Source organism: Streptomyces sp. NPDC002884 (assembly GCF_040295245.1).
In the GTDB taxonomy this organism is placed as follows: Bacteria; Actinomycetota; Actinomycetes; order Streptomycetales; family Streptomycetaceae; genus Streptomyces.
Genome location: NZ_JBEOVB010000015.1, coordinates 55,265 through 75,244, shown reverse-complemented (window position 1 = coordinate 75,244; position 19,980 = coordinate 55,265). Strand labels below are relative to the sequence as shown.

The 19,980-nt window shown below is 72.6% G+C and carries 14 protein-coding genes; 4 read left to right on the top strand and 10 right to left on the bottom strand.

Annotated elements, in window-relative coordinates:
• Nucleotides 1-8: 8 nt before the first annotated feature.
• From ABT070_RS27210 to ABT070_RS27170, 9 genes are all read right to left on the bottom strand, one after another.
• Nucleotides 9-3,962: a non-ribosomal peptide synthetase gene (locus ABT070_RS27210; protein WP_351764497.1), complete on the bottom strand. Its 3,954-nt coding sequence runs from the start codon at nt 3,960-3,962 to the stop codon at nt 9-11.
• A gap of 18 nt (nt 3,963-3,980) precedes the next feature.
• On the bottom strand, nt 3,981-10,337 hold the full coding sequence (locus ABT070_RS27205) for a non-ribosomal peptide synthetase (protein ID WP_351764496.1): 6,357 nt from the start codon (nt 10,335-10,337) through the stop codon (nt 3,981-3,983).
• A gap of 150 nt (nt 10,338-10,487) precedes the next feature.
• A complete protein-coding gene (locus ABT070_RS27200) occupies nt 10,488-11,813 on the bottom strand; it encodes an MFS transporter (protein ID WP_351764495.1) in 1,326 nt (441 codons plus the stop codon).
• 5 nt (nt 11,814-11,818) lie between these two features.
• Nucleotides 11,819-12,076: an acyl carrier protein gene (locus ABT070_RS27195; protein WP_351764494.1), complete on the bottom strand. Its 258-nt coding sequence runs from the start codon at nt 12,074-12,076 to the stop codon at nt 11,819-11,821.
• A complete protein-coding gene (locus tag ABT070_RS27190; RefSeq protein WP_351764493.1) occupies nt 12,073-13,602 on the bottom strand; it encodes an amino acid adenylation domain-containing protein in 1,530 nt (509 codons plus the stop codon). Before ABT070_RS27190 ends, ABT070_RS27195 begins: the two co-directional genes overlap by 4 nt.
• Before the next feature lie 219 nt (nt 13,603-13,821).
• Nucleotides 13,822-14,157, bottom strand: a complete 336-nt coding sequence (locus ABT070_RS27185; protein ID WP_351764492.1) for a hypothetical protein — start codon at nt 14,155-14,157, stop codon at nt 13,822-13,824.
• Between the two features lie 57 nt (nt 14,158-14,214).
• Nucleotides 14,215-14,367, bottom strand: coding sequence for a hypothetical protein (locus tag ABT070_RS27180; RefSeq protein WP_351764491.1), 153 nt, complete (start codon nt 14,365-14,367; stop codon nt 14,215-14,217).
• A gap of 153 nt (nt 14,368-14,520) precedes the next feature.
• Nucleotides 14,521-15,537 (bottom strand): 1-aminocyclopropane-1-carboxylate deaminase, encoded by a 1,017-nt coding sequence (locus tag ABT070_RS27175; RefSeq protein ID WP_351764490.1) that lies wholly within the window; start codon nt 15,535-15,537, stop codon nt 14,521-14,523.
• Between the two features lie 117 nt (nt 15,538-15,654).
• The gene (locus ABT070_RS27170; protein WP_351764489.1) at nt 15,655-16,308 is read right to left on the bottom strand and encodes a GntR family transcriptional regulator; all 654 of its coding nucleotides are present in this window, start codon (nt 16,306-16,308) and stop codon (nt 15,655-15,657) included.
• Nucleotides 16,309-16,407: 99 nt separating this feature from the next.
• Here ABT070_RS27170 and ABT070_RS27165 point away from each other — a divergent pair, with 99 nt between their 5' ends.
• Nucleotides 16,408-17,028, top strand: a complete 621-nt coding sequence (locus tag ABT070_RS27165) for a TetR/AcrR family transcriptional regulator (protein WP_351764488.1) — start codon at nt 16,408-16,410, stop codon at nt 17,026-17,028.
• A gap of 226 nt (nt 17,029-17,254) precedes the next feature.
• Here the strand turns inward: ABT070_RS27165 and ABT070_RS27160 are convergent, their stop codons facing one another.
• Nucleotides 17,255-17,563, bottom strand: coding sequence for a muconolactone Delta-isomerase family protein (locus ABT070_RS27160; RefSeq protein ID WP_351764487.1), 309 nt, complete (start codon nt 17,561-17,563; stop codon nt 17,255-17,257).
• A gap of 158 nt (nt 17,564-17,721) precedes the next feature.
• Here ABT070_RS27160 and ABT070_RS27155 point away from each other — a divergent pair, with 158 nt between their 5' ends.
• The 3 genes from ABT070_RS27155 (at nt 17,722) to ABT070_RS27145 (ending at nt 19,973) form a co-directional block, all read left to right on the top strand.
• The gene (locus ABT070_RS27155; RefSeq protein ID WP_351764486.1) at nt 17,722-18,675 is read left to right on the top strand and encodes a LysR family transcriptional regulator; all 954 of its coding nucleotides are present in this window, start codon (nt 17,722-17,724) and stop codon (nt 18,673-18,675) included.
• Nucleotides 18,676-18,863: 188 nt separating this feature from the next.
• Nucleotides 18,864-19,577: an SDR family NAD(P)-dependent oxidoreductase gene (locus ABT070_RS27150; protein ID WP_351764485.1), complete on the top strand. Its 714-nt coding sequence runs from the start codon at nt 18,864-18,866 to the stop codon at nt 19,575-19,577.
• A gap of 21 nt (nt 19,578-19,598) precedes the next feature.
• Nucleotides 19,599-19,973 (top strand): YybH family protein, encoded by a 375-nt coding sequence (locus ABT070_RS27145; RefSeq protein WP_351764484.1) that lies wholly within the window; start codon nt 19,599-19,601, stop codon nt 19,971-19,973.
• Nucleotides 19,974-19,980 lie beyond the last annotated feature (7 nt).

Below are 19,980 nucleotides of genomic sequence, written 5' to 3'. Positions count from 1 at the left end.
GGGGCCGCTCAGCGGGCGGCACGGTGGGACAGCTCGTCGGCGATGACCTCGGCCAGCCGGCCGACCTCGTCGCGGGTGAGGAACGTGGCGGGCAGGCCGGGCAGCCCGTGCAGGGTGGTCGGTCCGGTGATCACCTGTGACCAGCCCATGTCCACGGGCCGGAAGTCCTCCTCGGGAAGGACGAAGACCTGGGCGGCGCCGTCGTACTCGGTCTGCCGGTGCGAACTGATCGCCTTGGCGTTGGCCTGGTAGACCCGCAACAGCCTGCGCGCGTCCTCGACGCTGCTGACGTCGTCGCGCAGCGCGCCCGCGCTCCGGCCGCGGCTGAACACCAATTCGATCTTCTCGTCGAGGCCGTCGATGGCGGCCAGTTCCTCGTACGTCGTGTCGGTTCCCTGGCCGAGCATGTGGTGCACCAGGGCGGTCGGGTCCTCCAGGAGCCTGCGCGGGGCCGGATCGAAGGGGTTGGCCACCACCAGCCCGAGATAGCCGACCTCGTCGCCCGCCTCGCGCAGCCGCCGGGCCACCTCCACGGCCACCGTCGCGCCCATGCACCAGCCGGCCAGGTGGTACGGACCCTCCGGCTGGGCGGCCTTGAGGCGGGCGACGTAGTGGTCGGCGAGGCCGCTCATCGTGTCCAGCGGCTCCTCCCCCGGTTCCATGCCGCTGGCGCGCACGCCGTACACGGTGACCTCGCCGTCGAGGAGCCGGGCGAGCGGTCCGTAGCCGAAGATGTGGCCGCCGAGCGGGGGGAAGAGGAACAGCGGGCTGCTGCCCGCGGAGTTGAGCGGCACGACCAGCGTGTCGACGCCGTCCGTGCCGTCGGCGTCCCGGCGGTCGATCAGGGCCGCGAGCCTGCGGATGGTGGCCGCCTGCAGCAGGGCGGCGACCGGAAGCTCGACTCCGAGCTCGTCGCGGACCTTGAGCACCACCCGCAGGGCGCGAAGCGAGTGGCCGCCGATGTCGAAGAAGTTGGCGTTCACGCCGATGCCGGTGACGCCGAGCACCTCGCTCCAGATGGCGGCCAGTGCGCGCTCGGTGTCGTTGCCGGGCGCGGCCGTGTCGCCGGCGGCCGAGGACATCGCCTCGCCGATGCCGGGCAGTGCCTTGCGGTCGACCTTGCCGTTCGGGGTGAGCGGCAGGGCGTCGAGCAGCACCCAGGCCTGGGGCACCATGTAGCCGGGCAGTGCCTCGGCGCACCAGGTGCGCAGCGCGCCGCCGTCCACGCCGGGAGCGGCCACGACGTAGCCGGCGAGAACCCGTTCGCCGTCCGTGCCGAGCGGCGCCGCGACGACGGCCGCGGAGACCTCCGGATGCCGGCCGAGCCTGGCCTCCACCTCCTCCAGTTCGATGCGGTAGCCGCGCACCTTCACCTGGAGGTCGACCCGCTCCAGGTACTCGAAGGTGCCGTTCTCGCCGACGCGGACGAGGTCGCCGGTGCGGTAGAGCCGGGCGCCGGGCCGGCCGGGGCCGGCGAAGGGATCCGGCACGAAGCGGTCCGCGGTCAGGTCGGGCCGGTCGTGATAGGCGCGGACCACGCCTTCGCCGCCGATGTACAGCTCGCCGGGTACGCCCGGGAAGACCGGGTCCATGTGGGCGTCCAGCACCCACATGGTGGTGTTGCGGATCGGACGGCCGATGGGCACCGTGCCCTCCCCGTCCGCCACTCGCTGGACGGCGGACCACACGGTGGTCTCGGTCGGTCCGTACATGTTCCAGACCGCCGCACCGTCGCGTGACAGCCTCTCGGCGAGGTCGCGCGGGAACGCCTCACCACCGCAGAGCACTCCGGCCATGTCCTTCGGGCGCCAGCCGGTGTCGAGCAGCATCCGCCACATGGCGGGCGGTCCCTGGGCGATCAGGCCGGGTGCCGACTCGATCAGTTCACGCAGCGCGGCGCCGTCGGCGACCTGGCTGCGGGCGGCCAGGAGCACGGTGCCGCCGAGTATCAGCGGGACGAACATCTCGTTCACATGGATGTCGAAGCTGATCGAGGTGGTGGCGAGGTAGGGGTGCGAGTCGTCCAGGTCCAGGCGCTCCACGAGGGCGTCCAGGAAGTTGACGACGGAGCCGTGCGGTACCTCGACCCCCTTGGGCAGGCCGGTGGAGCCGGAGGTGTAGATCGTGTAGGCGAGCTCGTCGCCGGAGACCTCGACCGCCTCGGCGCTGCGCGGGTGTGCGCCAGCCGTCTCGACCGCGAGGGAGGCCGGGGCGAGTTCGGCGGCGACACGGGCGGACGCGGCGTCGTGCAGGAGGAACTCCGCGCCGCTGTGGCGGGCGATGTAGCGCAGCCGGTCGAGCGGGTAATCGGGGTCGAGGGAGACGTAGTTGGCGCCGATCCGCCAGATGGCGAGCAGAGCGGGAACGAGCAGGGTGCCGCGGTTCATGCACACGCCGACCGGGTCGCCCCGGCGGACTCCCGCCTCGGCGAGGCCGCCCGCTATCCGGCCGGCCACCTCCAGCAGCTCGTCGTACGACAGTTCGCCGTCGATGGCGCGCACGGCGGTCCGGCCGGACCGGGCGGCCCGCTCGATGCGCTGGTGGACGCCGTGCGGGCGCGCGGTGTCGCGCCACGGGCCGGAGCCGTGCACGGCGAGGGCGGCGACGTCCTCGTCCGCGAGGGCGGGCGCGGCCAGCACGGCGGAGTCGGGATCGGCGGCGATCCGCTCCAGCACCGAGAGGTAGGCCCGGCCGAGCCGGGCGGTGTCGGCACGGTCGAAGCGGCGCGCGTCGTAGCGCAGTTGCAGGCGCAGCGAGGTGCCTTCCGGGTTCATCACGAATCCGGAGGTCAGCGGGAAGTTGGTGTGCTCGTAGTAGTCGCCGATGTCGAAGGCCAGGTCGCCCTGTGCGGTGAGCCCCTCGTAGCTGCGGAACCGCCGGAAGTCGAAGACGATGTCGAAGGGGCTCCAGCCGGTCTCCTCGACCATCGCCGCGAGCGGATAGCGGCGGTTGGGCAGGATCGCGGCCTCCTGGGCGAAGACCGCGGTGGCGAAGTCGGCCCAACTGGCCCGCGGGAGGGCGGTACGCAGCGGATAGGTGCTGAGGAAGAGTCCCTTGACCTGCTCGGCGTCCCGCGTCTCGGGGCGGCCGTTGCCGACGACCCCGGTGATCACGTCGGAGCGCCCGAGCAGCCCCGACACCACGCGCAGGTGCGCGGTGAGCAGCACGGTACGGACGGGGACGCGCAGCCGCGTCGCGAGTTCGCCGAGCCGGTCGAGCACGGGCCGCGGGATGTCGTACCACTCGACGGCCACGGTCGAGTCCAGTTCGTCACTGGTGCGCCGGGGCGGTACGGGCAGGACGGCGGGCTCGGCGCCGGCCAGCTGGTCGCGCCAGAAGTCGCGTTGCCGTGCGTCGTCGAGAGCGTCGAGTTCGAGCGCGATGTAGTCGCGGTAGCGGGTCCGTGGGGCGGTGAAGTCGGGGTTGCGGCCCGTACGGATCGCCGTGTAGCCGCCGAAGAGCTCCGCCACCGCGGAGTGCAGGCTCCAGCCGTCCATCATCGCGTGGTGGAACGACCACCAGAAGTGGAACTCCTCGTCCCCCAGGCGGTGTACGACCATGCGGAAGAGCGGCGCCGCCGCGAAGTCGAAGGGGCGGCCGGTCTCCTCGCGCCGCCAGTCGGCGAGGACCTGCTCGGCGGCCTCCCGCTCCAGGCCGCGCAGGTCGACGGTCTCGAAGGGGACGTCGACCGTGGAGTGCACGAGCTGCAGCGGTTCGCTGAATTTGGCCAGTTCGAAGGAGGTGCGCAGTACGTCGTGGGCCTCGGTCAGGCCGGCCACGGCGGCGCGGAAGCTCTCCTCGTGCCAGGGCCCGTGCACCCGCAGCGAGTAGATGTCGTGGTAGTAGGAGGCATCGCCCTCCAGCTCGGCGTGGTAGATCATGCCGGCCTGCAGCCGGGACAGCGGATAGGCGTCGGTGACGGAGCTGGTGGCTGTTCCGCGGTGGGGTGTTGCGGTGGTCATGCGACTGTTCTCCGGTCTCTAGAGTCCGAGCCGAGCGAGGTCGGCGGTGCTGAGAAGGGTGAATTCGCCAAGGGGTGTGGCCTGCTCCCGGAGCGGATCGGCCGCGGTCATGACGGCGGCGAGTTCGCGCAGGCTGCGGGCGGTGAACACGTCGTCCAGGCCCAGGGACCAGCCCTGGTCGGCGGCGGAACCCACCACGCGTACGGCGCTGAGCGAGTCCCCGCCGATGGCGAAGAAGTGGTCCAGGGCGCCGACGTTCCGGTCCGGCCCGAGCACCTCGGCCCAGATGGCCGCGAGTATCCGTTCCTCGTCGGTGTCCGGGGCCTCGTAGGCCACCGTGTCGCCGCGCCACGGCTGCGGGTCGGGCAGGGCCCGCCGGTCGACCTTGCCGGTGGTGCCGAGCGGGAACTCGTCCATGACCACGATCAGCGAGGGGCACATGTAGTCGGGCAGGATGCCGCGCAGCCGCTCGGCGAGCACGGTGCCGTCCACGGGGGCGCCGGGGCGGCGGGCGACGTAGCCGATCAGCTCCTTGCCCCCGCCCGGATGCTCGTGGACCACGACGACGGCGTCGGTGACCTCGGGCTGGGCGGCCAGCCGCTCCTCGATCTCGCCGAGTTCGATGCGCACGCCGCGGATCTTCACCTGGAAGTCGGTCCGCCCGAGGTATTCCAGTTCGCCGTCGGGCAGCCGCCGCACCAGGTCGCCGGTGCGGTAGAGGCGCGAGCCCGGGTGCTCCGGGCCGGCGAACGGGTCCGGGACGAACCGGTCCGCGGTGAGATCGGGCCGGCCGGCATAGCCGGTGGCCAGTCCGATGCCGCCGATGTACAGCTCGCCGACGCCGCCGCGCGGGGTCACCCGCAGGGTGTCGCGGTCGAGCACGTACAGCCGGATGTTGTCGATCGGGCGGCCGATGGGGACGGCGGCGCCCGTCTCCGCCGGTGCGCAGCCGTGCCACGAGACGTCCACGGCGGCCTCGGTGGGGCCGTAGAGGTTCTCCAGCCGGGGTGGTGTCGTCCCGGCGGTGGCCGTGACCTCGTGGAAGCGGTCGCGCAGGCTGCCCTCGAGCGCCTCGCCGCTGCACACCACCAGACGTACGGTCCCGGCGAGGGTCTCCGCGCCCGGCTGCTCGAGCAGCGCGGCCAGCATGGGCGGCACGAAGTGCACGGTGGTGACCCGTTCACGGCGGATCTCCTCGATCAGGTATCCCGGGTCGCGGTGACCGCCGGGACGGGCCATGACGATCCGGGCGCCGGCCAGCAGCGGCCAGAAGAACTCCCACACCGACACGTCGAACGTGTAGGGGGTCTTCTGCAGGACGGTGTCGGACGCGTCGAGCCGGTAGGTGTCCTGCATCCAGCGCAGCCGGTTGGTGATCGCCCGGTGCGGGACCAGAACGCCCTTGGGAGTCCCGGTGGAACCCGAGGTGAAGAGGCAGTACGCGGGCAGCCCGCCGTGCAGGGGCAGGTCCAGCGGCGGTGCGGGCTCGGCCTCCAGGCCGACGACGAGGGTGTGCTCCCGGCCGAGGCCGTCGGGCGCCCCCGCGGGGCCGGTCAGCAGTGTGCGGACCCCGGCGGTGTCCATCATCAGCCGCAGCCGCTCGGCGGGGGCCGCGGTGTCGAGCGGCAGGTACGCGGCCCCCGCCGCCATCGTGGCCAGGAGGGCGACGACCAGTTCGGCCGAGCGCTCCAGGTGCACGGCGACCACGTCGCCGGGACGGACTCCGCCCGCGCGCAGCCGGTGGGCGTGGGCGTCGGCCAGACCGAGCAGTTCCGCGTAGCTCAGGGTGCGCCCCGCGTAGCTGACGGCCGGTGCGTCCGGGGTGCGGGCGGCGGACCGGCGGATCCCGGTGAGCAGGTCCTGGGCCTCGTCCGGGCCGGCCCAGGGTGTGGGGCCGGCCGCCGCGGCGAGTTCCGCGGCGAGTTCGGACGGGGGCAGCGCGTCGTACCGGGCGGCCGGGTCGGTGGTGCTCTCCAGCAGATGGCGGATGTGGGCGAGGAGCCGGCGGACGGTGGCCCGCTCGAAGAGATCGGCGTTGTACTCCAGGGTCAGTTCGGACCGCTCGCCGTCGAGACGGGTGATCAGGCTCAGTTCGGCCTTCGCGGTCGTGCGCACGTCCGGTACTTCCTCGACCCGGACACCGGGCAGTTCGAGTGAGGCCGGTGCCGCCTGCTGCATCACCAGCGCCGCCTGGAACACGGGCGGGTGGCTCGCTGTGCGCGGCACGTCGAGTTCGGACAGCAGCCGTTCGAACGGCACGTCCGCTTCCGCAAGTCCGCGCCCGACTTCGGCCGCTGTCACGGCGACGAGGTCGTCGAGCAGTCCGCTCGCGGGCAGTCGCAGCCGCAGCGGGACGGTGTTGATGAAGCAGCCGATCAGCTCCTGCTGGCCGGCCTCGGGCCGGTTGGCCACCGCCGTTCCGAGCACCAGCTCGCGGTCGCCGCCGCGGGCCGCGACCGCCGCCGCGTAGGCCGCGGCGACCAGGGTGAACGGGGTGACGGAGCGGCGGCCCGCCTCGCGGTGGAGCTGTTGCGCCAGCTCCGCCGGGAGCGCGAGCACCTCGCGGTCGCCGCGGTAGGTCTGGCGGTGACCGCGCGGGCGGTCGGTGAGCAGGCCGTAACGCTCCGGGGCTCCGCGCAGGTGCTCGGCCGCCCTCGCCAGACCGCCGTCCGCCTCCAGGGCCGCGGTGCGGGCCCGCTGCCGACGCGCGAACCCGGCGTAGTCCGACTCGGGCAGAGGGGGTTCCACCGCGCCCGGCTGCCCGCTGAACGCGGCGTAGAGCGCCGCCAGTTCGTCCTGGAGCACGGCCAGTGACCAGCCGTCCGCCGCTATGTGGTGGACCATCAGGATCAGGGCGCGGTCGTCGGGCCCGAGCTCGGCGAGGGTGGCGCGCATGACCCGGCCGGCCCGCAGGTCGAGCGGCCTGGTGAGCTCCTCCTTGACGAAGGCGGGGAGTTCGCCGGCTCCGGAGAGCTCGACCGTCCGGTGGTCGAAGACCTCCCGGGCCGCCCTCGGGAGGGCTTGCAACCGGTCGGCCGTGACCTCGAAGCCGGTGCGCAGCGGGGCGTGCCGCTCGACCAGGCGCAGGAGCGCCCTGCGCAGCGCCTCCCGGTCGAGGTCTCCGCGGAGGCGGAAGCACCACGGGATGGTGTAGACGCCCGGCTCGCCGGCTGTCATCTCCTCCAGGAAGAACATCCGCTCCTGGGTGAGACCGGCCGGATAGGGGGCGTCCCGTGCCGTGGCGCCGGCCGGCGGAGGCGTTTCGGGGCGGCGCACCATGACGCGGGCCGCGATCACCGCGGGCGTCGCCCGGTCCAGGATGACGGCGGCGGGCACCCGGACGCCGAAGTGTTTCCCGAGCCGTGCGGCCATCTGCATGGCCAGCAGCGAGTGGCCGCCGAGCGCCAGGAACTCGTCGTGCACGCCGATCCGCCGCACCCCGAGGACCTGCTCGAAGATGTCCACCACGGCCGCCTCCTCGGCGGTGCGCGGCGCGACGGTCTCGTGGTGCGCACGGCGCGCGGAAGGCTGCGGCAGGGACTTCTTGTCCACCTTGCCGTTGGGCAGCAGCGGCAGCCGGTCCAGTGCCACCAGCCGGGCGGGCACGAAGGCCGCAGGCAGCAGCGAGGCGACGTGTCGCAGCACCTCGGCCTCGTCCAGCCGCACGCCGGCGCGCGTCACCGCGTAGCCGATCAGTCCATGGCCGTCGTCGCGCTTGAGCACGGCGGCCTGCTCGATGTCGGGGTGGGCCCGCAGGACGGCGGTGACCTCCGCGGGCTGCACGCGCACCCCGTGGACCTTCAGCTCGTCGTCGGCGCGGCCGAGGATGTCCAGCAGCCCGTCGGCGCGAAGACGGCCGAGGTCGCCCGTCCGGTAGAGGAGGTCGGCCTCGTCGGCGCGGAACGGATTGGGCGTGAAGCGGTCCGCCGCGTCACCGCCGGGCGTCCCGAGATAGCCGAGCGAGCGGTGCGGGGTGCGGATGGCGATCTCGCCGGTCTCGCCGATCCCGGCGGGCCTGCCCGTGGAGCCGAGGACGGCCACCTGGGTCTCCGGCAGCGGCCGGCCGATCGGCTGCACCCCGTCCGACGGCTCGGCGGGGACCTCGTACCAGCACTTCGCGAGCGTGGTCTCGGTCGGCCCGTAGAGGTTGACGACGCGGGCCTGTCCGCCCAGGTGTTCGCGCCAGCGGCGGACCGCCTGTCCGGTGAGCGGCTCTCCGGCGAAGAGCACGGCGCGCAGTGCGCGGGGCCGGGGGGCCGCGTCCGGGTCCTCGGCGTGCTCGGCGACGAGCAGGTCGGCGAGGCTCGGGGTGATGTGCAGTGTGGTCACCCCGCTGCGCTCCAGCCACCGCAGGGTCGCGGCGGGGTCCTCCAGATCGCCGGGTTCGGGTACGACCAGCGCGGCGCCGGAGACGAGGGGCAGGAACAGGTCGCGCAGCACCACGTCGAAGCCCGTGTTGGTACGCCAGCCGACCCGGTCGCCGGGGCCCGTTCCCAGCAGTTCGCGCTCCCAGGCGAGGAAGTGCGCGAGTCCGCCGTGCCGGCCGAGCACGCCCTTGGGGGTGCCGGTGGAACCGGAGGTGAAGAACACGTACGCCGGATCGTCGGGGCCGGGCAGCGGGACGTCGCCCGGGCCGTCCCCGGCGGCGAGCAGCGCGTCCGGGTGGACGGCGGCGCCCTCGCTCCCGCCGATCAGGAAGGCCGGGCGGGCGGTCTCGAGGATCGCGTCCCGGCGCGCCCGCGGCAGGTCGGGCTGGATGAACAGCAGTACTCCGCCGACGCGCAGGACGGCCAGGGCCGCGAGGACGGTCCGGGTGCTGTGGCCGCCCTCCAGCCCGACGATCCGGCCGGGACGCAGACCCAGGTCGAGGAGCCGGGCCGCACCCGCCTCGGCCACGGCGGTCAGCTCGGCGTAGCTCAGGTCGCCTTCCGGGGCCCGGATCGCGATGGCCTCCGGGTGGCGGGCAGCCGCCTCCCACACCTGCTCGACGACCGACGTCCGGGGCGAGGCGGGCAGCGGTTCGGCGAGTGCGCGGGTGACGCGGTCGGCTCCGTCCAGGGCGAGTTCGGCCAGCGGCAGGTCCGGGGCGAGGACGGCCTGCCGCAGCAGCCCGGTCATCGAGGCGGCGAACGAGGCCGCGTCCGCCGGGGTGAGGGCGGCCGTGCGATGGAGGAACTCCAGGCGCAGCCCGCCGTCCTGCGGCCAGCCGTAGACGCAGAGGTCCGTCCGAGCCAGTACCGGAGTCTCCTCCCAGCTCAGCCGCCTCGCCGTGCAGCCGGGCAGGCTCAACTCGGCACGCTGTCGGGCAAAGATGTTCAGCATCACGTTGGTGTGGGCCTCGCCGCCGCGCTCCGCCCAGCGGGCGCGCAGCGCTTCGGCGGGCACGTCGTGGTCCCCGTAGGCGTCCAGCGCCAGGTCACGGACCTGGCCGAGCAGCTCGGCGAAGCTCTGCCGGGGATCGGCCGAAGCCGTGACGTACAGACTGTTGAGGCAGGGGCCGATCAGCCGGCGGCTCCAGGCCTCCGCCCGATTCGCGTTCGGCAGCAGCACGCTGCAGCTCTCCTGGTCGCCCCATCGGGCGGCCGTGGCGACCAGTGCGGCCAGCAGCACCATCACCTCGGAGGCGCCGTGGCCGTGGGCGAACCGCTTCAGCAGGGAGAGCTCCCCGGCGTCGAGCCGCTCGTAGTGGCGGGCCGCCGCCGCGGGGTCCTGTCCGGCCGGGCCGCCGCCGGCCGAGCCGGGCAGTGCCACGCTGCTCGGTACGGGCAGCCGGGCGGCGAGCTCGGACACCCGGGCGGACCGGTCGGCTCGGGCGAAGTGTTCCCGCTGCTCCCGGGCGAAGCGCCGATACGGCTCCGGGACCGGCGGCAGGGCCTCGCCCTCCGTCACATGGCGGTAGCACGCGTCGAGTTCGGCGAAGAAGGACTCCTCCGAGCCTCCGTCGAACACCAGGTGGCTGATGACGAGCAGCAACAGGGTGTCGCCCTCCCCCGCCGGGGCCCAGGCATGCGCGCGGATCAGCGGGGAGTCGCCGGGGAAGGGACGCAGCGACTCCTCCCGTACCTCGAGCAGCGCCTGCTGCTCCTCGACGCCGTGAGTGACGTGGAGCGGGATGTCCCCGGGCCCGAAGTCCTCGGACATCAGCAGGATTCCGGCGTCCTCGTCCCAGGCGCAGCGGGACAGCAGCACCGGGTTGCGCTCGGCGACCAGGCGCAGGGCGCCGCCGAGCGCGTCCAGGTCCACGCGGCCGGCGATCCGCCAGGCCATGGGGAGGTTGTTGGCCGCCGGCCCCGCGCCGAACTGCTCCAGCAGCCACAGCCCTTCCTGGGCGTACGAGGCGGGAACCGCCCTCGTGGTGACGATTGTTGCGGGCATGAGTGTGTACTCCGATACGAGGTGAGTCAGCGTCGGACGCTGGTGAGGTTGACCAGTACTGGACCGCTCAGGACATGGGCGGCCGGAGCACCGGGCCGCCGGGTACTCGCCGGTGTCGGCCGCGAGGGCGGTGGCTGTGCCGCTCGGTGATCAGCCGTCGTGCGCCGACCCGGCCGCGAGCACGGGGGTCTGGCCGACCGGCTCGGCCGCGGCCTGGGGAGCGGGCCCGGCCGGTGTTGTCCCGGGCTCCCGCTCGTCGACGACCGCGTTGCGCACCAGGGCGAGAGTGAGCAGGCCGGGTGCGCCCGCGGCCACGACCATGGCCAGCACGACGACGGTGTAGTGGTCGCCCGCCAGCAGCGGGCCGGCCACGATCGCCCCGAGCGGGTACGCGCTGTGCATCAGCGTGCGCATCAGGGTCATGGTCCGGCCGCGGAGCACCTCGGGGGTGCGCTGGTACCGGACGCTCTGCGAGGAGACCGTCATGAGCATCGCGGGCAGGCCGCAGACGGCCTGGCCGACGAGGATGAGCACCGGGTTCGCTCCGAGAAGCAGAAGCAGGCCGCTGCCGGAGATCACCTGGAGCAGACCGATACGGAGCATCGGCCGGACGGCGGGCTTGATCGCTCCGGCGATCAGCGAGCCGATCATCTCGGCGCCGGCGAGGCCGCCGACGAGCACGCCGAGCATGGTGGCGCCGCCCGGGAGACGCTCATGGGCCAGCCACGGCTGAACGACGATCAGCATGCCCATCGCCACGTTGAAGATGGTGAAGGTGATGGTGATCACCAGCATCACCCGGTCCCGGACCACGAACGCGACGACCGGGCGCCAGGAGCTCCGCTCGACGACCGCGCCGCGGTCGCCCGTGGTGGGCGCACCGGCCCCCGGACGGTCCAGGCGGGCCTTCATGCTGAGCACGAGCGCGGCGAACACCAGGTAGCTCGCGCAGTCCAGGGCGAGCACCCAGTACCCGCCGATGAACGGGATCAGCAGGCCGCCGAGAGCGGGGCCGACCATGCCGGCCGCGCCGTAGGCGACGGCCTCGAGGGCGATCGCGGTGGGGAGCTGCTTCTTGGGCACCAGATCGGGCAGGACGGCGGGGATGATGCCGATCGGGATGATCTTGAACAGTCCGAAGACGGCCGCGACGACATAGAGGTGCCACGGGTCGAGGACGTGCGCGACGTACAGCAGCGGGACGGCGAGCATGGCCGTGGCGCGCACCACGGAGTCGAACACCAGCAGTTTGCGCCGGGAGAAGCGGTCCACGACCTTGCCGGCCAGGAGGCCGCCGAGCAGCACGGGGGCGGAGTAGCAGACGCCGAGTACGCCCAGGGTCCCGGCGCCGCCGGTCGACACGGCGATCCACGCGAGAGCCGTCCAGGTGGCGCCGTCACCGAGAAGGCTGATGACCGCGCCGATCCAGAGCTTGCGGTAGTCGGGGATGCGGAGCACGGAAGCATAGACGCGCATGCCGTTCACACCGTGGCCTTTCCGTCTTCGGCGCGGGCCACGGTGGCGGAGATCGAACGCTGGAACAGATCGGCGAGGCTGATCGACAGACCGTGTTCACGGGCGATCCTCGTCTTGAGTTCGATCGCCATCATGGAGTGGCCGCCGAGTTCGAGGAAATTGTCGGCACCGGTGATCCGGTGGTCTCCCAACTCCTCACCGATCCGGTCGAGAATCCACTGCCGCACTTCGTCCCGGCTCGAGGCCGGCACTCTTTCACTCACTTCTCGTACTCCATTTCTTTGGCCACGCTCTGACTGTCCGTCTTTCCGTTCACCGTCAGCGGCAGTTGCTCGAACCACTGGAAACGGGTCGGAAGCATGTACTGCGGTACACGTCTGCGCAGTTCGGCCCGCAGGACGCGAAGCTCGACCTGCTGCCCCGAGCGGGTGGTGTATCCGCAGGCGAGGACGGGGTTCTCGGCGCCGCCGACCACCACGGCGGACGCCTCGGTGATGTCCGGTACGGCGGCGACAGCCGCCTCCACCTCGCCGAGCTCGATGCGGTGACCCCGGATCTTCACCTGCCGGTCGGCACGACCGAGGTAGACGAGGCGCCCGTTCCGCGACTCCACGAGATCCCCGGTCCGGTAGAAGTGCGCCGTGTCGACGAGGCCGAGCGGGTCGGGCCCGAATCGCTCGGCGGTGGTCTCCGGCCGGTCCAGGTAGCCGGCCGCCACCTGGGGTCCGGACACGACGAGTTGACCCCGCTCGCCGCTGCGACCCGTCTCGTCCACGATGCGCGCGGTGAAGCCCGGCAGCGGCCGGCCGATGACCGAGTCGTCGAGGAGCAGGTCCCCCGCGGTGAGCCGGTGGTACGTGGTGTGGACCGTGGCCTCGGTGAGCCCGTACATGTTGATCAGTTGCGGCCGGTCGAGGCCGAACCGGTCCGCCCAGGTACGCAGTGCGGGCATGGAGAGCCGCTCACCGCCGAACACGACGTAGCGCAACGGGACGCCGGCGCCGTCGGGCACCTTCTCCATGAGGACGCGGGACGTGACCGAGAACGCGGTGGGAGTCTGGTTGAGCACCGTCACGCCGCGGTCCAGCAGCAGTTCGGCGCAGGCCTCGGGCGAGAGTTTCGTCCACCGGTCGACGATCACCAGGCGGCCGCCGTGCAGGAGCGGCCCCCACAGCTCCCAGACGGAGAAGTCGAAGGCGATGGAGTGGTAGAGCATCCACACGTCGTCGGCACCGAAGTCGAACAGTTCGGCGGCGGCCCCGAAGAGAGCCAGGACGTTGCGGTGCGTGATCGGCACGCCCTTGGGTCTGCCCGTGGTCCCCGAGGTGTAGATGACGTAGCAGTACGCGTCCGGATCCGGTCGGGCCCCGGGCCACTCCTGCGCGCCGGTGTCCCAGGCCGCCTGCCGGACCTCGTCACCGGTGATCGCACAGACGCCGGCCGGCCCGTCGACCACATCGCCGACCACGGCCCGCGGACGGCTGTCGTCGAGGATGAGCCGGTTGCGCACCGGCGGGTTCTGCACATCGAGCGGCACATACGCGGCACCGCAGCGCAGAATCGAAAGTACCGTGACGACCATTTCCACGGAGGGCTCAAGACAGAAAGCCACGAGGTCGCCGGGCCGCACTCCGGCGCGTTCCTTCAACAGGGCCGCCACCCGTCGGGACGCGGCGGCGAGTTCGGCATAGGAGGCCCGATCGCCGTTGAATTCGATGGCCGTCGCATCGGGCCGGGTGGCGGCCATCTCGTCGAATGCCTCGACCAGGGTGAAATCTGCGAAATTCATGACACGTAAGTCCGCCTTGGGAATCGATGGTCCGGTGGTCGGCGCAGCGTGCAGCAGCGATGCGACAGCGGTGAGGAGAGCGCTGACGAATCGCTGAAGAAAGCAGTGAGGAAAGCCGTGAGGAAAGGGGTGAAGAAAGGAGTGAAGAAAGGAGTGAAGAAAGGGGTGAGGAAAGCGGGAAGTTCTTCCGCTTGGCCGGGGACGCATGGCCCCCGGAAGTCAGGTCAGGCCGCCGTCAGGTGGCCGACGCCACAGCAGCGCCTCCATCGCACTCACGATCAGATCGGCACCGGCGCGGTCCAGCCGCCACCGGCCGAGGCTCAGATCGGAGGCGAGGACCCGGCGGAGGATCGTGCGAGCTTCGCGCTCTGCCGATTCCAGGCTCGGGCCCGTCATGTAGAGGACGAGCGCGGCGCCGAGCGGGTCCGGCCGCATCCAGTGGTGCTGAAGGCCTGAATCGCCCCAGCCGATCGCTTCACGAAGCCGGCCGGCGATCCGGTCCAGATCCGAGGCCCGGTCCTTCGGCTGAGAACTCGCCAGTCGTGCTGTGATCACATACAACGGAGTCCGTCCATCATCGAGCCGGGCGCCTGGCAGGTCTGCCGTGAGGTCCTAGCCCCAGATGTTGTCGGCCGTGGGCTCGGTGTCCTGCGCGGCGTCCGCCTGCACGGTGACAGCCGGCGTCGCCGCCGCCGAGGCGGCGACGCCCAGCGAGGCGGCCATGACGACGAGGACGGCGGCGGCGGAGCGGGCGAAGAGATTCACGGTGATCGACTCCCGGGTCGGGCGGCCCCGGCGCGGCCGCCGGGCTCTGGAACGAGTCTGCTGGTGCCGGCGGCCGGGGAAAAGACATTCGAGCCAGCCCAAACGGGCCGCGTCCTAATGCGGAGCCGAGGGAGTCGACGGCCCGGTGCGCCGTCAGAACAGCGCGCTGTACGCGTTCAGGGCCGGCTGCCCGCCCAAGTGGGCGTACAGCACGGTGGAGTCGCGGCCGATCTCGCCGCGCGCGACCAGGTCGACGAGCCCGGCCATCGACTTCCCCTCGTAGACGGGGTCGGTGACCATGCCCTCGGTGCGCGCGGCGAGCCGCATCGCCTCCAGGGTCGCCTCGTCCGGGACGCCGTAGACGCCTCCGTGGTACCGCTCGTCCAGCTCGATGTCCTCGACGGTCAACTCGCGCCGGACCCCGATGAGTCGGCCGGTGCCGTGGGCGATGCGGGCGATCTGCCGCCGGGTCTCGGCGGGCTTGGCCGAGGCGTCGATCCCGATGACGCGCCGGGCCCGCCCGCCCGTCTCCTCCAGCGCGGCGAACCCGGCGACCATGCCGGCCTGGGTCGACCCGGTCACGGAGCAGACGATCACGGTGTCGAAGAAGACACCCGACTCCCGTTCCTGTTCGGCGACCTCGTACGCCCATCCGGCGAAGCCGAGTCCGCCGAGCGGATGGTCGGAGGCCCCGGCCGGGATGGCGTACGGCTTCCCGCCCGACTCCTCGACCTCCCTGAGGGCCAGTTCCCAGCTCTCCTTGAAGCCGATCCCGAACCCGGCCCGCACCAGGCGCACATCGGCCCCGGCCAGCCGGCTGATCAGGATGTTGCCGACCTTGTCGTACACCGAGTCGGGCCACTCCACCCAACTCTCCTGCACCAGGACGCACTTGAGTCCCGCGCGGGCGGCGACGGCCGCGACCTGACGGGTGTGGTTGGACTGCACCCCGCCGATCGACACGAGCGTGTCGCAGCCCTGGGCGAGCGCGTCGGCGACCAGGTACTCCAGTTTGCGGGTCTTGTTCCCGCCGTACGCGATGCCGGAGTTGCAGTCCTCCCGCTTCGCCCAGAGGGCGGCTCCGCCGAGGTGGGCGGTGAGCCGTTCCAGCGGGTGGACCGGGGACGGGCCGAAGAGCAGCGGGTAACGCCCGTACGAGGAGAGGGACATGGGGCCTCCTGGAGCAGTGGGTCGCCTGGAGCGGTGGGTGCCTGGGCGGTGGGTCGCCTGGAGCGGTAGGTCGCCTGGAACAGGGGGTGGGGGGCCCGGTCGGTCACTCGGCCAACGTCACTCGGCCGCTCGGTCGTCGGAGTCGGCGAGATCCGCGAGGGTGCGCCAGATCTCCGCCGTGACGCGGACGGCCTCGTCCACGTCGGCGTCGGCGCAGGCCTCGATCAGCCGGCCGTGCAGCCCGGCCGAACGGCAGGTGCCGCCCTCGCCGAAGCGCCGTCGCTCCAACCGCCGGATGAGAGGGGTGTAGCGGGCGATGGTGGCGGCGGCCGCGCGGTTGCCGGCGGCCCGGACGAGGATGTCGTGCAGCGCGTCGTCGGCGCGCAGGGCGGCGTCCACGTCCCCGGACCGTACGGCGGCGGCGAACCGTTCGTTGGCCGCGCGCATCCCCTCGACGTCCGCCGCGAACAGCCGGGGCACCGCCACCCGGGTGGCCAGTTCGTGCATCGCGCCCACCACGGCCGCCGCGTCCCGTACCTCGGCGGCCACCACCGGGGTCACCCGCGTGTAGCTCTGCGGCTTGCTCTCCAGCAGCCCCTCGTCGACCAGCCGGGCGAACGCCTCCCGCACCGGCGCCCGGGACAGCCCGAGCCGCTCGGCGAGATCGGCGTCGCGCACCACCGCGCCGGGGGCGATGTCCCCGGCCACGATGGCGTCCCGGATGGCCGCGTAGGCGCGGTCCCTGAGCAGCGTGCGTGGCACAGCCTCCATGAACTGAAATGTTAGATATCAGTTCGGGCCGCAGACAAGGGCCGAGCGGCACCGGATCAGTAGACGACCGGTCGTACGCGTCGGTCGTACACTCGCCTCATGGGACGGACCAGCGATGCCCGCGAGAAGATCCTCAGTGCCGCGCGGTCACTGATCGAGCTGCGCGGCTACTCGGCGCTGGGTGTGGCCGAGATCTGCAGGACGGCCGGGGTGCCGAAGGGCAGCTTCTACTACTTCTTCGAGTCCAAGGAGGCTCTCGCGCTCACCGTCGTCGACGAGCAGTGGGACGGCCAACGGAGCGCGTGGGCGCGGGTGCTGCACGGCGAGGCGGAACCACTGGCCCGGCTGCGGCTGCTGTTCGAGGAGACGGAGGCCGCCCAGCGTGCCGGGCAGCAGAGCTGCGGCACCGTGGCGGGGTGCCTGTTCGGGAACCTCACGCTGGAGCTGAGCAACCGGACCGAGGCCGTCCGCGACCGCCTCCAGGGGATCTTCGAGGCGCAGGTCGAGATGGTCGAGTCGGTCGTCGCCGAGGCCCTGGAGCGCGGCGAGGTCGGCGTGACCGACACCCGGGCGACCGCACGGGCCGTCGTCGCCCAGCTCGAGGGACAGGTCATGTTCGCCAAGCTCTACAACGACGCCGACCGGCTCGGCCCCCTGTGGGCGAACTGCCTGGCACTGCTGGGCATCCCCGCACCACGAGTGGACGCGGCGGGCGTCTGAAGGGCATCCGGCGCCGCTCCGGTCCCGTCCCGCCTACCCGAGGCCGACCTCGCGGCACGTCGGCCGTCGAGTGCGGCGCGCGGGGCGCGGGGCGGACGGGGCCCATGAGGCGGGTCGGCGCGGCAGCGGGCCGGGCGGCGGACCGGCGCGGCAGCGGGCCGCACGACGACAGGCCGGGCGGCAGCGGACCGGGCGGCGGACCGGGCGGTCCGGCTCCGGGGAGCCGTCACGGCGTGCCGTCGGCGCGGTCCGGGCCCGGGTCGTTGGGGTGGGGCCGGAGCGCGGTGACGGTGAGGGTCATCCACGGGCGCAGCGGCAGCGTGCCGAGCACCTTCTCGTGGAGTTCCGCCTCGTCGGCGGCGCACCAGACACCGATGCTGCGCAGTTCGCCGACCGGCCGCCACAGCCGGGCCAGATGGCCGGAGGCCGCCAGTTCGCGGGCTCGGACGGACTCGGCGGCACGCCGTTCGTCGACCTCGTCCTGACCGGTGCCCTCGGGGACGGTGGTGGTGATCTCGACCAGGAACTCTCGCATGGTCCCGCTCCGCTCGGTGGGGATCGTGGCGGATCGCGTCGGCCGGACGCCGTCGCGCTCGCCCACCCCCATCCTCCGCCCGCCGTCGCGCGGCGGCCACGACCGCCGGTCTCCCGGCTGGTAGGAACAGCCTCCTACCGGATCGCCCCGGACGTAGCATGGCGGGCGTGGAACTGCGCCAGCTGCGGTATTTCGTCGCGGTCGCCGAGGAGCTGAACTTCGGGCGGGCCGCCGCGCGGCTCCTGATCGCCGGTCCGTCCCTTTCCCAGCAGATCAAGGCGCTCGAGCGCGACCTCGGCGTACGCCTCTTCGACCGCGACCGCCGGTCGGTCTCGCTCACTCCGGCCGGAGCCGACCTGCTCCCGCACACGCGGGCGCTGCTGGAACGGGCGGACGACCTCCGCGGCCGCGCCCGTCGGCTGTCCGGCTCGCAGGCGGTACGGCTCGGATACGTCAACTGGCTGCCGGCGGACCTGACCCGGCGCACCGCCGCGGTGGCCCAGGTCCATGTCGACGCGTGGGTCGCGCCCTCGCACACCCAGGCCGCCCGGGTCGCCGACGGCAGCCTCGACCTCGCCGTGTGCTGGGTCCGCAACGAGGACCTGGAGCGGTACGGACTGCGGGCCCGGCTCCTCGGCGCCGACCGGCTGTACGCCGTCGCCAGGAGCGCCGACACCGGCGAACCGTCCGCCGCGCCCGCCGTGTCCGCCGGCGACACCGACGTCCTCATCGACGACGACGTCACCTCCTGGGCGTCCTGGAACGAGTACGCCGAGGAGCTGACGCGGGCCACCGGGGCCCGTGCCGTGCGTATCTCCGACGGCGCCGTGACCGGGCCCGCCTTCTTCGACCACGTCCGCCGCTGCCGTCGCCCCGTCCTCAACTCGCCCAAGGGGCAGACGGCCGCGCTGCCGTCCGACCTGGTCCGCCGCGAGGTCGTCGCGCCGCAGGTGTACTGGACCTGGTCCCTGGTGCGGCGCGCGACCGAGGAGCGCGCCGGGGTCCTCGGCGTCGTCGACGCGCTCTGCGACGGCGTCGGCGCCGACGGCCTCGGGATCCACGCCCCGGACGCCTGGCTGCCCGCCGGCGACCCGTACGCGCTCCCCCGCTGAGCCGCGCCGAGACTCGTCCTCACCTCCCCGCTGAGCTGCGCTGGGAGCCTGTTCCTCCCGGGCGGGAGGAAACGGGTCCCGGCGAGGACCCTCCAGGCCTTTGACCTCGGCCCGCGACCGACCTACGTTCCAGATAGTCGACCGGTCGGCTAGTGACCGGTCATCGCGTCCCCTCGGAGAAGATCACCATGAGCGTTCAGCACCGCAAGGTCGCCGTCATCACCGGCGCGTCCCAGGGCATCGGCGCCGGACTGGTCGAGGCCTACCGCAAGCTCGGGCACGCCGTCGTCGCCACCTCACGCACCATCGCGCCCTCCGACGACGTCGACCTCGTCACCGTCCAGGGCGACATCGCCGACCCGGCCACCGCAGAACGCGTCGTCGCGGCGGCCGTGGAGCGGTTCGGCCGGATCGACACGCTGGTCAACAACGCGGGCGTGTTCGTCGCGAAGCCCTTCACCGACTACACCCCGGACGACTACGCCACCGTGACCGGCGTGAACCTGGCCGGGTTCTTCCACCTCACCCAGCTCGCCGTCGAGCGGATGCTGGCCCAGGGCGGCGGGCACATCGTCAACATCACCACCAGCCTGGTCGACAACGCCGACGCCGACGTGCCCTCCGTACTGGCCTCGCTGACCAAGGGCGGCCTCCAGTCCGCCACCAAGTCGCTCGCCATCGAGTACGCCACCCGGGGCATCCGCGCCAACGCCGTCTCGCCGGGGACCATCAAGACCCCGATGCACGCCGAGGAGACGCACGACTTCCTCGCCGCGCTGCACCCGGTCGGCCGGATGGGCGAGCAGAGCGACATCGTCGACGCGGTCGTCTACTTGGAGAACGCCCCGTTCGTCACCGGCGAGATCCTCCACGTCGACGGCGGCATGAGCGCTGGCCACTGACCGGCGGACAGGAGCACAGCCATGAGCAGCCGTACGACGGACGACGAGGCGATCCTGCGCGGGGTACTGGACCGCTGGAAGGCCGCCGTCGACGCGCACGAACCCGGGCGGGTCGCCGCCCTCTTCACCGAGGACGCGATCTTCCAGGGCCTGCACCCCTACAGCACGGGGAGGCCGGGAGTCGCGGACTACTACGACTCCCAGCCCCTCGGCATGACGGCCGACTACCGGTTCCTCGAGACCAGACGTCTCGCCGACGACCTCGTCCTCGGCTACCTCAACGTGGAGTTCTCGTTCACCGACCGGCCCACGATCGCCGTGTACCTCGGCGTTCTGGTGAGACGCGAGGAGGACGACTGGCACATCGGCCACTACCAGGTCTCACGGCTCGGCTAGCCCGCGC

Excerpts from the sequence above, each read along its gene's own strand:
- ABT070_RS27155 (WP_351764486.1), top strand. The coding sequence starts at position 17,722 with ATGGCGGGCGTGGAACTGCGCCAGCTGCGGTATTTCGTCGCGGTCGCC.
- ABT070_RS27170 (WP_351764489.1), bottom strand. The coding sequence starts at position 16,308 with ATGGAGGCTGTGCCACGCACGCTGCTCAGGGACCGCGCCTACGCGGCC.
- ABT070_RS27175 (WP_351764490.1), bottom strand. The coding sequence starts at position 15,537 with ATGTCCCTCTCCTCGTACGGGCGTTACCCGCTGCTCTTCGGCCCGTCC.
- ABT070_RS27200 (WP_351764495.1), bottom strand. The coding sequence starts at position 11,813 with ATGCGCGTCTATGCTTCCGTGCTCCGCATCCCCGACTACCGCAAGCTC.
- ABT070_RS27165 (WP_351764488.1), top strand. The coding sequence starts at position 16,408 with ATGGGACGGACCAGCGATGCCCGCGAGAAGATCCTCAGTGCCGCGCGG.
- ABT070_RS27190 (WP_351764493.1), bottom strand. The coding sequence starts at position 13,602 with ATGAATTTCGCAGATTTCACCCTGGTCGAGGCATTCGACGAGATGGCC.
- ABT070_RS27160 (WP_351764487.1), bottom strand. The coding sequence starts at position 17,563 with ATGCGAGAGTTCCTGGTCGAGATCACCACCACCGTCCCCGAGGGCACC.
- ABT070_RS27205 (WP_351764496.1), bottom strand. The coding sequence starts at position 10,337 with ATGCCCGCAACAATCGTCACCACGAGGGCGGTTCCCGCCTCGTACGCC.
- ABT070_RS27145 (WP_351764484.1), top strand. The coding sequence starts at position 19,599 with ATGAGCAGCCGTACGACGGACGACGAGGCGATCCTGCGCGGGGTACTG.
- ABT070_RS27150 (WP_351764485.1), top strand. The coding sequence starts at position 18,864 with ATGAGCGTTCAGCACCGCAAGGTCGCCGTCATCACCGGCGCGTCCCAG.
- ABT070_RS27210 (WP_351764497.1), bottom strand. The coding sequence starts at position 3,962 with ATGACCACCGCAACACCCCACCGCGGAACAGCCACCAGCTCCGTCACC.